The organism is Mycobacterium sp. E1747 (genome assembly GCF_001667775.1).
Taxonomy (GTDB): domain Bacteria; phylum Actinomycetota; class Actinomycetes; order Mycobacteriales; family Mycobacteriaceae; genus Mycobacterium.
Genome location: NZ_LZJI01000183.1, coordinates 21,833 through 33,999 on the forward strand (window position 1 = coordinate 21,833; position 12,167 = coordinate 33,999).

14 protein-coding genes are annotated in these 12,167 nt (G+C 69.1%); 11 read left to right on the forward strand and 3 right to left on the reverse strand.

Annotated features, from left to right (window positions below; translation table 11 throughout):
- Window positions 1-30 precede the first annotated feature (30 nt).
- Both A5695_RS17185 and A5695_RS17190 read left to right on the forward strand, forming a co-directional pair.
- A complete protein-coding gene (locus tag A5695_RS17185) occupies window positions 31-1,731 on the forward strand; it encodes a hypothetical protein (protein WP_068084501.1) in 1,701 nt (566 codons plus the stop codon).
- The gene (locus A5695_RS17190; protein ID WP_068084854.1) at window positions 1,728-3,074 is read left to right on the forward strand and encodes a CHAT domain-containing protein; all 1,347 of its coding nucleotides are present in this window, start codon (window positions 1,728-1,730) and stop codon (window positions 3,072-3,074) included. Before A5695_RS17185 ends, A5695_RS17190 begins: the two co-directional genes overlap by 4 nt.
- 3 nt (window positions 3,075-3,077) lie before the next feature.
- On the opposite strand, the gene A5695_RS17195 is transcribed toward A5695_RS17190, so the two are convergent.
- Window positions 3,078-3,416, reverse strand: coding sequence for a hypothetical protein (locus tag A5695_RS17195; RefSeq protein ID WP_068084504.1), 339 nt, complete (start codon window positions 3,414-3,416; stop codon window positions 3,078-3,080).
- Between the two features lie 44 nt (window positions 3,417-3,460).
- On the opposite strand from A5695_RS17195, the gene A5695_RS17200 reads away from it, so the two are divergent.
- Both A5695_RS17200 and A5695_RS17205 read left to right on the forward strand, forming a co-directional pair.
- A complete protein-coding gene (locus A5695_RS17200; protein WP_068084508.1) occupies window positions 3,461-4,774 on the forward strand; it encodes a hypothetical protein in 1,314 nt (437 codons plus the stop codon).
- Window positions 4,771-5,901, forward strand: coding sequence for a hypothetical protein (locus A5695_RS17205; protein WP_068084511.1), 1,131 nt, complete (start codon window positions 4,771-4,773; stop codon window positions 5,899-5,901). Before A5695_RS17200 ends, A5695_RS17205 begins: the two co-directional genes overlap by 4 nt.
- A gap of 24 nt (window positions 5,902-5,925) precedes the next feature.
- Here the strand turns inward: A5695_RS17205 and A5695_RS29150 are convergent, their stop codons facing one another.
- Window positions 5,926-6,087: a hypothetical protein gene (locus tag A5695_RS29150; RefSeq protein ID WP_197515530.1), complete on the reverse strand. Its 162-nt coding sequence runs from the start codon at window positions 6,085-6,087 to the stop codon at window positions 5,926-5,928.
- A gap of 60 nt (window positions 6,088-6,147) precedes the next feature.
- Here A5695_RS29150 and A5695_RS17210 point away from each other — a divergent pair, with 60 nt between their 5' ends.
- From A5695_RS17210 to A5695_RS17225, 4 genes are all read left to right on the forward strand, one after another.
- Complete coding sequence (locus A5695_RS17210) at window positions 6,148-6,321, forward strand: CsbD family protein (protein ID WP_046182002.1); 174 nt, start codon at window positions 6,148-6,150, stop codon at window positions 6,319-6,321.
- A gap of 41 nt (window positions 6,322-6,362) precedes the next feature.
- Entirely contained in the window at window positions 6,363-7,028 is a 666-nt protein-coding gene (locus tag A5695_RS17215) for a cutinase family protein (RefSeq protein ID WP_068084857.1), read from the forward strand.
- 27 nt (window positions 7,029-7,055) lie between these two features.
- A complete protein-coding gene (locus A5695_RS17220; protein WP_068084514.1) occupies window positions 7,056-8,039 on the forward strand; it encodes an NAD-dependent epimerase/dehydratase family protein in 984 nt (327 codons plus the stop codon).
- A gap of 82 nt (window positions 8,040-8,121) precedes the next feature.
- Entirely contained in the window at window positions 8,122-9,285 is a 1,164-nt protein-coding gene (locus tag A5695_RS17225) for a zinc-binding dehydrogenase (RefSeq protein ID WP_068084517.1), read from the forward strand.
- Here A5695_RS17225 and A5695_RS17230 read toward each other — a convergent pair.
- Window positions 9,269-9,655 (reverse strand): PPOX class F420-dependent oxidoreductase, encoded by a 387-nt coding sequence (locus A5695_RS17230; RefSeq protein ID WP_068084521.1) that lies wholly within the window; start codon window positions 9,653-9,655, stop codon window positions 9,269-9,271. The two genes, A5695_RS17225 and A5695_RS17230, sit on opposite strands and share 17 nt — an antisense overlap.
- Before the next feature lie 224 nt (window positions 9,656-9,879).
- Here A5695_RS17230 and A5695_RS28675 point away from each other — a divergent pair, with 224 nt between their 5' ends.
- From A5695_RS28675 to A5695_RS17240, 3 genes are all read left to right on the forward strand, one after another.
- Window positions 9,880-10,017 carry a hypothetical protein gene (locus A5695_RS28675; RefSeq protein WP_156749712.1) on the forward strand — a complete coding sequence of 46 codons (138 nt, stop codon included), beginning with the start codon at window positions 9,880-9,882 and terminating at the stop codon, window positions 10,015-10,017.
- 73 nt (window positions 10,018-10,090) lie between these two features.
- Complete coding sequence (locus A5695_RS17235; protein ID WP_068084524.1) at window positions 10,091-11,407, forward strand: diaminopimelate decarboxylase; 1,317 nt, start codon at window positions 10,091-10,093, stop codon at window positions 11,405-11,407.
- Window positions 11,408-11,472: 65 nt separating this feature from the next.
- A complete protein-coding gene (locus A5695_RS17240) occupies window positions 11,473-12,165 on the forward strand; it encodes a rhomboid-like protein (RefSeq protein WP_231974881.1) in 693 nt (230 codons plus the stop codon).
- Window positions 12,166-12,167 lie beyond the last annotated feature (2 nt).

The following is a 12,167-nucleotide window of genomic DNA, read 5'->3' on the forward strand; positions in this document are numbered from 1 at the left end:
CGATCACATCCGCGGACTTATGATGCAGCCGTGTCGATCCCCGACGAGTTGGACAACGCGCGCCGCCTGGCGTACGCGGCCGACGACGCGGGGGCCCGTGATCTGTTGCTGTCCTTGATACCGAGTATCGAGCGGGAAGACCGGGACGATCTCATGCTCGAAGTCCTCGCCCAGCTCGGCAAGATCTACCTCGACCGCGGCGCGAATGACGGCGTGCACGAATCCATCCGGCGCATTCACGACTGCATATCGATCTATGCGGGCATGCCCGCCGACGTCGACATAACGCGCATGATCCGTCGGTACTCACGGCGGGCTCATTTTCTGCAGGCCGGCTTGGCCGCGGCGATCGGCGACCACGACGGCGCGGCCGCCGCGCTGGCCATGCTGGACGACGATGGGTCGGACGCAGATCTTCCCGAACTGGTCGACGAACATGCGCGCCTGCGCATCCATGCCCGGGTCCTGTGCGCGACGGCGCTGTGCGACGACGACCTGCATGTCCGGTCGCTTCCCCTGTGGCAGAACGTGGTTGGTGCTATCGAACGCTACGGGGGAAGGGACGCGGACGCCGACCACGTCCGGGTCGTCGCTGGCACCGGCTACGGCAGGTTCTGCGTCGAAACCGGCCGGCTATCGGAGGCCGACCCCTGGCTGCGCCGCGCGGAAGCCCGGGCCCGGGCCAACGGATGGGAACTCGCCACGGCACAAGCACAATTGGAGAGGGCGGCGGCGTGCTGGGCGGCCAACAACCACGCCGGCACCGAGCAACTCGTCTCCGAGGCGTACCCCGTCATCGCCCGACACGACCGGGCGCACGACGTCGCGCGCTGCTGGCTGTACATGGGACTCACTCGGCTGGGGGCGGGTGCGCTGGAAGCCGCCGACGAATGCTGGGGACACGCCGAGCAGCACTGGCGTGAACTGGGAAAGCCGCTGTATCTGCACCGGATCCTGTTGCAACGCAGTTGGATAGCGATCTTCTGGAGCCGCTTCGCCGAAGCGGTCGAGCTGATCGCCCAGGCCCGCGAACTGCTCGACTCGTCGCCGCGCAGCAGCTGGCTGCAGTACGCGCTGCTGGACAATCATCTCGGCACGGTGTGGCGCGCGGACGCATTGGCGGACCTCGGCTTCGACAGCTCGGGCGATCCCGACGAGACGCTGCAGGAGACCGCGGCGCGGCAGGCGGAGGGCCTGGGCATCCTCCACGGCGAGGTCGGCACCGAGAAATACCGGCGGGGCATGACCAACCTCCAGCAGGCCGCCGAGCTCAAGGTGCCGGCAGCGCTGGCTGTCGATTCGGTGCGGTATTCGATCGCCGACGCCGATGCGAGATCCCGCTGGGCCACCAGCGTTTCCGGCCCCGTCCTGGCCGGCGCCTTCGCCGTCGCCTGGGAGTGGGAGAATACCGAGTTGATCAGCGAGCTAGTCGAATACCACAGCGCGCGAGGGACTTTCGACAGCGGCGACCAGCGGCCGCGCACCGGCGAATGGGCTTCGACAGCCACCCCCGCCGTCCCCATCGATCCCAACCTGGAGCCGGCTCCCGCGCTGGCGGCCGCCGGCTCGCCGGCTCCCGGCGGCGCGTCGCTGACCCGGCTCGGGCCCTTGCCGCCGCTGCGGATGCAGCCCGACGCGCAGCCGATCCTGAGCCACTATCGCGAGTTGGCCTTCCAGCGCTACGGCCGCGCCGTCACCGCGGCCGAGGCGGCCTGGTCGACGTGGCCATGAGCGAGACCGCTCGGAGCACCCTGATCCTGAGGTACGCCGACGTCGGGATCGCCACCTACGCCAGCTTGCGGGTCGTCGGGGAGCCGTCGCGAACCGTCAACTGGGTCATCGAAGAGCCCCTGCTGCTGGCCGCGCTGGAAGAGCTGGAGAGCGCCCTGCCCGAGCCGCACGGCTCCGAGGGCCGGCGCGAGGCCATCGAGCGGGCGCTGACCACTGGGCCCTTCGCGGCGCCGGACACCGAGCTGACACTCGCCTACATCCTCGGGGTGCTGCTGATCGGCACCCCCGGCTGGCAGCTGTTGACCGAGTGCGTCGCGCAGCCACGGGCGGTGTTGTTCGTCTCGCCCAGCGCGCGGCTGGCGCGGGTGCCGTGGGGACTGCTAGCGCTACCGAAGTCGGGGCCAAGCAAAGAAGAATTAGTGCGCGCGCGTCAGGAGGCCATCACCGCCAGCGGCCGGGCGGCCGCCCGAATCCCCTGGCAGCTCGCCGACATCGGAAAACACACCGACGGCCACCGGCTGATGGAGCTGGTCGACGTGTTGCTCGCGGTCCCACCGAATATCGTGCACTCCCCGCGAATGACGACCGGGTGGACCGCCAGGAAAGACGGTCCGCCGCTGCTGGTTCTCGACCCCCGGGTCCCGGGGCAGCGCCCCGACTCGGCGCTGGGGTCGGTGCTCGGCAGGCCCGCGCCCGCGACGCCGTTGGCGCAATACTTCACCGACGTGCTGGAACGCCGGCCGGTGCTGCCGGCCGTCGACGCCGCGGTCGAATTGTTCCGTCGTCAGGATGCCGACCGCACGTGGCTTGCCAAGCTGTTGACCCTTGCCCCGAGCAGGCTGCTGTATGTGGGACACGCCAGTTCGGCCGACGGCCAGGCCGATCGGGCCGCACTGCACCTCGCCGACACCGCCGAGATTCCCGGCGACGCCGAGGCCATCGGTGACCACCGCCCGCTGACCGCCTCGGATCTGATGGCCCTGCAACTGCCGATGCCGCCGCGGGTGGCCCTGCTCGCCTGCGGGTCGGGTGGGGACTACCAATTCGACGAGGCTACCGGGCTGGTGGCGGCGATGATCCTGGGTGGCGCGCAGGTGGTGACGGCCACCCTGTGGTCGCTGCCCACCACCGCGGCGTATCGCCAGTTCACCACCGCCACCACCGATCCGATGGCCGACGTCGTAGTCGCCGTCGATCGCGCCCATGGCGCCGACGGGGACGCGGGGTGCGCGGTGAACCGATGGCAGCGCGAACAAATGCGGCGCTGGCGCGACGGTGATACCACGGCCAGCCCGCTGTATTGGGGCGCGGTCGTCAGCTTCGCCGTCGACGGCGCCCGGTAGCGCTCACAACGAGCCCCCCCACCCGGCGTGCACCGCCAGCACGTCGTCGGGCAGCGAAAGGCTCTCCCGTGCAGCGGGATCGAATGCGACCAGGACCACGAGACCGGGTCGCAGCATTGACACGTCGAGATCGTCGCCGCACCGCGCCAACTTGCCGATGAACGTCTCCCCGGAGACGGCGACCACCTCGATGAAAACCTGGCGCTCGACCGACCGCACGGTGCCGACCCCGACGGTGCGGTCCCCTCCGCCGCGACGCCGGGCGGCCCGGAATCGGTCAGCCAGCACTGACAGCATGTTCATGGCATCAGCGTCCGGCCGCCGGCCGGCTACCGAACCCAAGTTTTCGGCTGCCGCGTTCGGCGCGATGCCCCTATTCTGTGCAGATGAGCGCGGATTCACAGCTGGCCGTCGCGGTCGGCCATCCCCGCCGGTCGGTGATCGAGGCGGCGTGGCGGGCGATCGGCCCGGGTGTGGAGGTGCTCAGCAGCGACGATGGCGGGCCGCTGAGCCGCACCGTCAAACGCATCATCGACCCGTTGGTGCTCCGGTTGCGGTCCAACCCCCAGTATTCGGCACCCGTCGTCCCCCCGGAGACCGCAGCCGCGATGCGCGAGCTGATCGTCGGGAGCGCGCCCGAATTGCGCTCGGCCGCAGCATGGTTCGAGGTGCTCAAAATGGAGCGGCGCCGGCAGCGCATCCGCACCGGGAACGCGCAGGAACTGTACTTCCCGGTGTGCTTCGAGCTCGCGGTGACGAAAGGCCAACCGGCAGCGGAGGATCAAGAAACGGCGACCGCCGTGCTGCAAGACGTCCACCAAGGCCGCGACCGCACCGCGATCGAGGTGCTGCATCAGTACGTGGCCGATCCCGACGCGGTGGCCAAGCTGGCCGACCAGCTCGACCGCAGCTGGCGCGACGTGCGGGCGGGCGAGATCGCCACCGGCCCGTTCCTATCCGAACTTGCCACCGTGCTGGGAGCGGCCAACAGCCACCGCACCGCGACGGCCCGCCAGCGTGTCTGGTCGGCGATGATCGCCGACGCCACTCCGTACAACCTGGGCGCCTTGGCCCGCGTCGAGGGGGCCCAACTGCCATGGTCGATCGTGGAGCTGGGGCTGAGTTCGGTTGCACCGCAACGACGGCCGCGCGTCTCCGGCGGTGCCGATAGCGACCGGCCGCTGGACCGCAGCGTGGTGGATCGGGTGCGCGCCACCCTGCGCCGTGCGCTGGACCGCGACGCACTGCCCGACATCCCCCTGCTGTGCGAGGAGGAAGTCGACCGGGCCTGCGCGCCCTGGGGGCTGCTATCGGAGGACAAGCAGACCACGCTCGTCGCGGGGATCGAGATCGCGATGGAGTTGTCCCCCCTGGACCCGTCCGTCGCCAGCCGCTACGCCCTGGCGGCGCAGATCCAGGCGCGGCTGCGCAAGGAGGCCTACGTGCTGCACGCCCGCCGCTACCTCGCCGAGGGCGGCCCGCTGCATCCGCGCCAGCGGCAGGTGGTTGACGACCTGGCCGCCTACGCGCAGCCCTACCTGAACCGGCTATGGGCGCGGTTGCACGGGCGCGATGTGTGGCAGGAGCCCTGCGACGACGTCGATGACGTGCGTTCGCTGCTCGAGGGGGTCGCGCGATCGGTGAGCCTTGATCACCGGCAGCGGATCAAGGCGATGCTGGAATTGCAGGTGGCGGGATGAGATTGGTCTCCGATTCCGGTCTATGGAGCACCGGACCGACCAGCGAGGCGACTCCGCTGACCGCGGTGCTCGAGGTCAGCGGCGCGGTGCTGTCGTGGACCCTGGACGACCCGAACGATGCCCCGGCGCACATCACGTTCACCGATTTCGGCCACGCCGACTGGCTTTGGCGGGTCCTCGGCGAATCCGGGCATGTCGCACTCGCTTCGGCGGTGGGTTCGGCCGAGGAGTCCCGCCGCATCGACCTTGCCGGCGTGGACATCCTGCCCGGGTCGGTCGGGCCGTTACGCCGGTTGGCCCTTGGCCACTGGCTGCGGCGCTGGTGGCCCGCCAGTCGACGGGACGGCATCGCCGGCCTCGATCGCGCGCTGCTGGACCTCGAGGTTGCGGTGTTGACCGCCGGAGCGCAGGGCTTCTTCGCCGACGACACCCTGGATTCCGACGTCGCGGGCTTGCTGGCGCCGCATGCCGCCACCCTGGGCGCGCACATCGCCGACGGTGACCCACGCGCCCTGGATCTGGTGCGGGCGGGCGCCACACTGGCCGAGGAATTGGGAGTGGACGGCCCGGGTTGGCCCGAACTGTTTGCCGCCCTTGATGATTCGGCTGTCGTGCTGCCCTTCCCAGCCGGCCGGCGCGACGACTACGCGCTGGCCGCGGGCGCGAACGCGGGCCCGCGCTCCCCGGCCCAGATCGCCCGCGGCGTCGCCTCCGTCCGCTGGGGCGGGGTTCCGCCCGGAATCTTCGACGCGGGCGAGAACACCGTCGACTGGACGATCGAAGTGGCCGGAGCCGCGGTCGTCGCCCTCGTGCGGGTAGCCGTCATCGGACCGGACGCACCCACCGGCATCGGGGTGCGACTGCGCTCGGGAACCATTTCCGGCACCGGCGCCCTGGACGCCGACGGCCGCGCGACCCTCACCCTGTCCGACGCCGGGCAACGGCCACTTTCGGAATCGGCGGCCTGGGATCACGACTGGTCGGCGGCGTCCGTTCTGGTCGGGGCCGAGACCACGGAGTCGGCCGACACCCGTGAGCGGGTGCGCCGGTGGGCGCGGGCGCGATTGGACCGGCCGGCGGACGACGCCTTCCTCGCCGAGATATTGGCGGCCGAATCCGCCTACTAACTGGGGAACGCGAAGGCGACTCGGTCAGCTGGGCGGGGCCGGGGGCTCCGGCGGCTCCGGGCCGGGCGGGGGCGCGGACGGCGAGTCCCGCAAATACCGGCGCAACCGAAGCAGCTGATTGACCACCATGCCGATGCCGAGGAGTATCAACCCCACGACTATTGCCACCACGATTGCGGCGCTCACGCCTCCATCATGGCAGGACGGGGGTTTCAACCTGTGCCAATGCGGGGTAGCCACACCGGCATGAGTAACGAGGACAAGCTGAAGAACAAGATCGAGGACCTGGGCGGCCGCGCCAAGGAGGCCATCGGCAAAGCGACCGGGGACCACGACACCAGGGACGAGGGCCGGGCCGACCAAGCGAAGTCCAGCCTCAAGGACGCCGGTGAAAAGGTGAAAGACGCGTTCAAGAAGTGAGCGGCCTTTCCGGGCTGCGCCGGCTGTCGGTGCTCGTCGCAATGGCGGCATTGGCGGTCGGCGCCCTGGTGGCGAGCGCGCCCAGCCCGTCGGCGTCTGCGGATCCGTCGTGTCCCGACGTTGAGGTGGTGTTCGCCCGGGGATCGGGCGAGCCGCCCGGCGTCGGCGGCATCGGTGGGTCGTTCGTGGACGCGCTGCGCTCGCAGGTCGGCAACCGCTCGCTCGCCGTCTACGGGGTGAATTACCCTGCCAGCACTGACTTTTCAAATCCGAACTTCCCGCAGACGGTCGTCGACGGCATCCGTGACGCCAGCTCGCACGTTGAGGCCACGGCCAAGAACTGCCCCAACACTCGCGAGGTCCTCGGCGGATATTCGCAGGGCGCCGCACTAGCCGGGTACGTCACGTCGGCGGCGGTACCGGCGGGAGTGCCCGCCTCTGCCGTGCCACCGCCCATGCCGGCTGAGGTCGCCAACCACGTTGCAGCGGTCACCCTGTTCGGCACGCCCTCGGGTGACTTCCTGCAGAAGTACCACGCGCCGCCGCTGGCGATCGGCCCGCTGTATCAGCCGAAGACGCTGGAGCTCTGCGCCCAGGGCGATCCGATATGCGGCAGCCTCGGCGGCGACGGCTTCGCCGCGCACACCTCTTACGGGATGAACGGCATGACGAGCCAAGCCGCCAACTTCGCTTCCAGTCATCTGTAGGTCACCCGGTCCTGCAAAGGTTCCACCATGCGCGTTCTGATCACAGGCGGTACGGGATTCGTCGGCGGCTGGACGGCCAAGGCCATCGCCGACGCGGGTCACGACATCCGGTTTCTGGTGCGTACCCCCGCCAAGCTGGAGACTTCGGTAGCGCGGCTGGGCGTCGACGTGTCGGACTACGCCGTCGCCGACATCACGGACCGCATGGCGGTGCGCCAGGCCCTGGACGGCTGCGAAGCGGTCGTGCACAGCGCGGCCCTGGTGGCCACCGACCCGCGCCAGACGGCCCAGATGCTCACGACCAACATGCAGGGCGCCCAGAACGTCCTGGGTCAAGCCGTCGAACTCGGCGTGGACCCCATCGTCCATGTGTCCAGTTTCAGCGCGCTCTTTCATGCCGGCCTGCAAGAGCTGTCGGCGGACCTGCCGGTCGTCGGAGGGGCGGACGGCTACGGGACTTCCAAGGCTCAGGTCGAGATCTATGCCCGCGGTCTGCAAGATGCCGGCGCGCCCGTGAACATCACCTACCCGGGCATGGTCATCGGTCCGCCGGTGGGCGACCAATTCGGGGAGGCCGGCGAAGGCGTCAAAGCCGCCCTGCAGATGCATGTGATCCCGGGGCGGAGCGGGGCCTGGTTGATCGTCGATGTCCGCGATTTGGCGGCGCTGCACGCGGCGCTGCTTGAGCCCGGCCGCGGCCCGCGCCGGTTCATGGCGGGCGGCCATCGCGTTCCGGCGGCGGAGTTGGCGAAGATGCTCGGCGAGGTGTCCGGGTCGGCGATGGTCTCGGTTCCGATTCCCGATACCGCCCTGCGCGTCGCCGGCGCGGTCATGGATCGCGCCAGCCGGTTCGTACCCTTCGACACGCCCTTCACGTGGGCCGGGATGCAGTACTACACGCAGATGCCGGCATCCGACGACTCACCGAGCGAACGTGAATTCGGCATCACCTACCGGGATCCGCAGGAGACTCTGGCCGACACGTTCGAAGCCCTTCGTGCCGTGAGCTGAGCGGGCATACGAAGAGCTGGAGCAGGTGGCGGGACTGCAACCGGCGGGTCATAAATCGACCACCGTGTAGGAGGATCGACGGATGAAGAGCGTGACGTGCACCAACGCAAAGCTCGAAGTAACCGACGCGCCGACGCCCACCCCCGCCAAAGGGCAGTTGTTACTCGAGGTGCTCAGGTGTGGCATCTGCGGATCCGACTTGCACGCCCGCCGCCACTGCGACGAGCTCGCCGACGTGATGGCCGAATCCGGGTACGACGCGTTCATGCGGTCGGACCAGCAGGTCGTGTACGGCCACGAATTCTGCGGCGAGGTACTCGATTACGGACCCGGCGCCCGCAGGGCCCCACGGCCGGGCACCCGGGTCGTCGCCCTGCCGCTGCTGCGGCGCGGCAAGGAGGTGCACGGGATCGGACTCTCGACGATGGCGCCCGGCGCCTACGCCGAACAGTTGCTCGTCGAGCAGTCGCTGACGTTCGCCGTCCCCAATGGGTTGTCCCCCGAGGTCGCCGCGCTGACCGAGCCAATGGCCGTCGGGTGGCACGCCGTCCGGCGCGGCGAGGTGGGCAAAGGTGATGTCGCGATCGTCATCGGTTGCGGGCCAATCGGTCTCGCGGTGATCTGCATGCTCAAGTCGCACGGTGTGCGCACCGTGATAGCGAGCGACTTCTCGCCCGGCCGGCGGGCGCTGGCGACGGCCTGCGGGGCAGATATCGTCGTCGACCCGGCGCAGGACTCGCCGTATGAGACCCAGGCCGGGCGCAAACACCTGCACGGCATCGTCGAGGCGTTCGACCTCGCGGTCGGGACGATCGAAAAGATTCAGCGACTGCGGCTACCGTGGTGGCATCTCTGGCGCGCCGCCGAGGCTGCGGGCGCCTCGACGCCCAAACATCCCGTCATCTTCGAGTGCGTCGGCGTCCCCGGCATCATCGACGGCATCATCGCCGGCGCGCCGCTGTTCTCCCGAGTCGTCGTTGTCGGCGTCTGCATGGGTGCCGACCACATCCGTCCAGCGATGGCGATCAACAAGGAGATCGACCTGCGGTTCGTGCTCGCCTATACGCCGCTCGAGTTCCGCGACACCCTGCACATGCTCGCCGACGGCAAGGTCAATGTCGCGCCGCTGATCACCGGGACGGTGGGGTTGTCCGGTGTGGAAGCCGCTTTTGACGCCCTCGGTGATCCCGAGACGCACGCGAAGATCCTGATCGATCCCAAGAGCGACGCTAGGCGGCCGGTCTGATCTCCAGGCCGACATGCACCTTGTCGATGCCGCCCCGCACGATCGAGTGGGCGTAAAACCACCAGGCGTGATACCAGTACCGCCTCAGCACGGCGTTGTAGACGCACCGCGTCTCGGACTTCGGCAGCACCCGGGCGACTCCCTCCACTTCTTCGCTCTTGGGTTTGCCCAATGCGGCGCTCTTGGCGATCGTTACCCGGGGCGTGTTGTTGATCCGCTTGGTTTTCCACGACCCGTCATCGGTGATCACCAGCAGTTTGTCGCCATCTGGGACACCCCAGATCGGCGTGGGCTTGGGCTGGCCGTCCTTGGTGAACGTCGTCAGCAGCAGGTACTTCGATTCGATGACGTCGGCGAACGTGGGAGGCACGGCCTTCCTTCCGTTTCACGAATGCTCTGAAGCCAGGTTCCCCGACCGCATGACTTCCTAATCCTTCGTCCCGGCCGGGCTAGGACTTCTGGGCGATCACCAAGACGCCGGCCCGCCGCAGTCCGCCGACAGGAACACCACACAATGACCGCTTCCGAACGATCGAAGGCGGGCCGAGATTGCGGTTCGCTACGGCGCAGAACTTGGGTACGAGGTGGCGGGTGGTGCGCGACGGGGCGGCGGATTATGCGGAGGTCGAGATGCGCGCCGCGCTCGAGGTGAACGTCCCGAATTACGCGACCGCGATCCTGTCCGCGGCGGAGGTGAACGCCTCGATCACAGCCGGTGTTCCGAATCTGTGAAGATTTGCCGCTCTGGTGTGAAGGCTTCGTTAAGAACGCGGCACCCGCCCGGCCGGACCGGCACCGTGGAGGCATGACGCTCTTCGAGCTGCTTCCGTCGCTGAGGCACGGGCTGAACTCGCACCTCGATCGGGCGATCTGGCCGCTGAGCGCCTACGTCGACGACGTGGGCCGGCTATGCGTGGGCGACGTGGCTGCCGACGACCTCGCGGGCGAGTTCGGGACCCCCACGTACGTGGTGGACGAGGAGGATTTTCGGGCCCGCATCCGCTGCTATCGCGCGACGCTGCCCGACGTCGAGCTGATCTACGCCGGCAAAGCGCTGTTGAGCGTCGATGTGGCCCGCTGGGCTGCGGACGAAGGGGTCGGCGTCAACGTCGCCTCGGCCTGCGAGCTGGCCACCGCGCTGGCCGCCGGCGTCCCGCCGTCGCAGATCATCCTCGACGGGGTGATCACCGCGGCCGAACTGTGCGACGCGGTCGCCGCCGGCGTCGGACGGATCGTCGTCGATACGCCGAGCGAGGTCTCCCTCCTGGCTTGCCGCGTGCGTCAGCGTCAGCGGGTCCTGGTGGGAGTCATCCCCGATGTCGGGGCGATCGATCAGAAATTCGGCTTCGCGCTCTCGGGCGGCCAAGCGGCCGGCGCGCTGAGGCGCGTCCTCGACCAGCCGTGGCTGGATCTGGTGGGGTTGCACTGCCGGCTCGGGTCACAGCTCACCGACGTGTCGGTCTACGGTGAGGCGATCCGCCAGCTGATCGGCGTGATGGCCGATGTCCGCGACCGCTATCAGGTCGTGCTCACCGAGCTCAATCTCGGCGGCGGACATGCGGTCCCGTACCTTTCCGGCGACCCCGAACTCAACGTACGTGCGCTGGGCACCGCCATCGACGGCGCGCTGGAATCGGCTTGCGCCGAGCGCGAATTCCCTCGCCCCCGAATCGTGATCGAGCCGGGCCGCGCCATCGCCGCGCGGGCCGGAATGATGCTTTGCCGAGTGATCGCCGTGAAACGCCAACCCGGAGGGCGGACCTTCGTCGCGGTGGACGGCGGCTCGAGTGACATGGCCGGCGCGGAGCGTCCTGACGCGAAATACACGGTGGCGCTGGCCAATCGGCACCGCCCGTCCGCGACCGCACCCGTCACCGTCGTCGGCCGGCACGGCGACGGTCGCGAACTCGCCCGCGACGTCGAGCTGCCCGCGGACATCCGCCCCGGAGATCTGCTGGCCGTCGCCTGCACCGGCGCCTATCAGCACTCGATGGTGCCGAGGCACAGCATGGTCGGCCGTCCGCCGCTGGTCGCGGTCTCCGGCGGTAAGTCTCGTGAACTGGTGCGTAGAGAAACCGTCGCGGACCTGCTGGCCCGCGACCGAGGCTGGAACAGTCAATAATTGTGTCCCACATAGACGTTCGTGCGCGTCCCGCACGCCTGCGTGTCACGGCGGCATATGCCATCATGCTGCTCGCCGTCTCGGCCACCCTGTCGGTGCTGGGTGAGCACACCCGCGCCGCGGTGGTCAGAGATATGAGCACCAATCTGCACAACCTGGCGCACGGCAACCTAGGCAGCTTGGTCGGAAGCGCGTTCGTCAGCGACGACGGCGACGTCTATCTCTGGCTGCCGGGCCTGGTGTGCCTGCTCGCACTGGGTGAACTCATCTGGCGCGGGCGGGGTCTGCTGATCACCTTCGCCGTCGGCCACGTCGGCGCCACCGTGATCGTCGCGGCGGGGTTGGTGGCCGCGGTCGAGACTGGCTGGCTGCCGTTCTCGGTGGCCCGCGCCACCGACGTCGGGATCAGCTACGGCGCGGTGTGCGTGTTGGGCGCGTTAACCGCATCGATACCCCTGCGCTGGCGGCCGGCCTGGATCGGTTGGTGGCTTGGTATTGCGGTGCTGGCGACGCTCGACGCGGAGTTCACCGCGTTCGGCCACGTTCTGGCGCTGCTCCTTGGCATGGGGTTGGCGTTTTGGTTGCCGTCCGTCGAGCGCTGGACGCCCCTGCATGCCGCCCTGCTGGTTGTCGGGGCCGCCTTCGGCTATTTCGTGTTGTCGGGGTGGTCGTCCTCGCTGGCTCCCGTCGCCGGGTTGACGGGCGTGTTGATCGCCTACTTCCTGGCCGGTCGGGTGATGCGGTCTACCACCGGCTAATG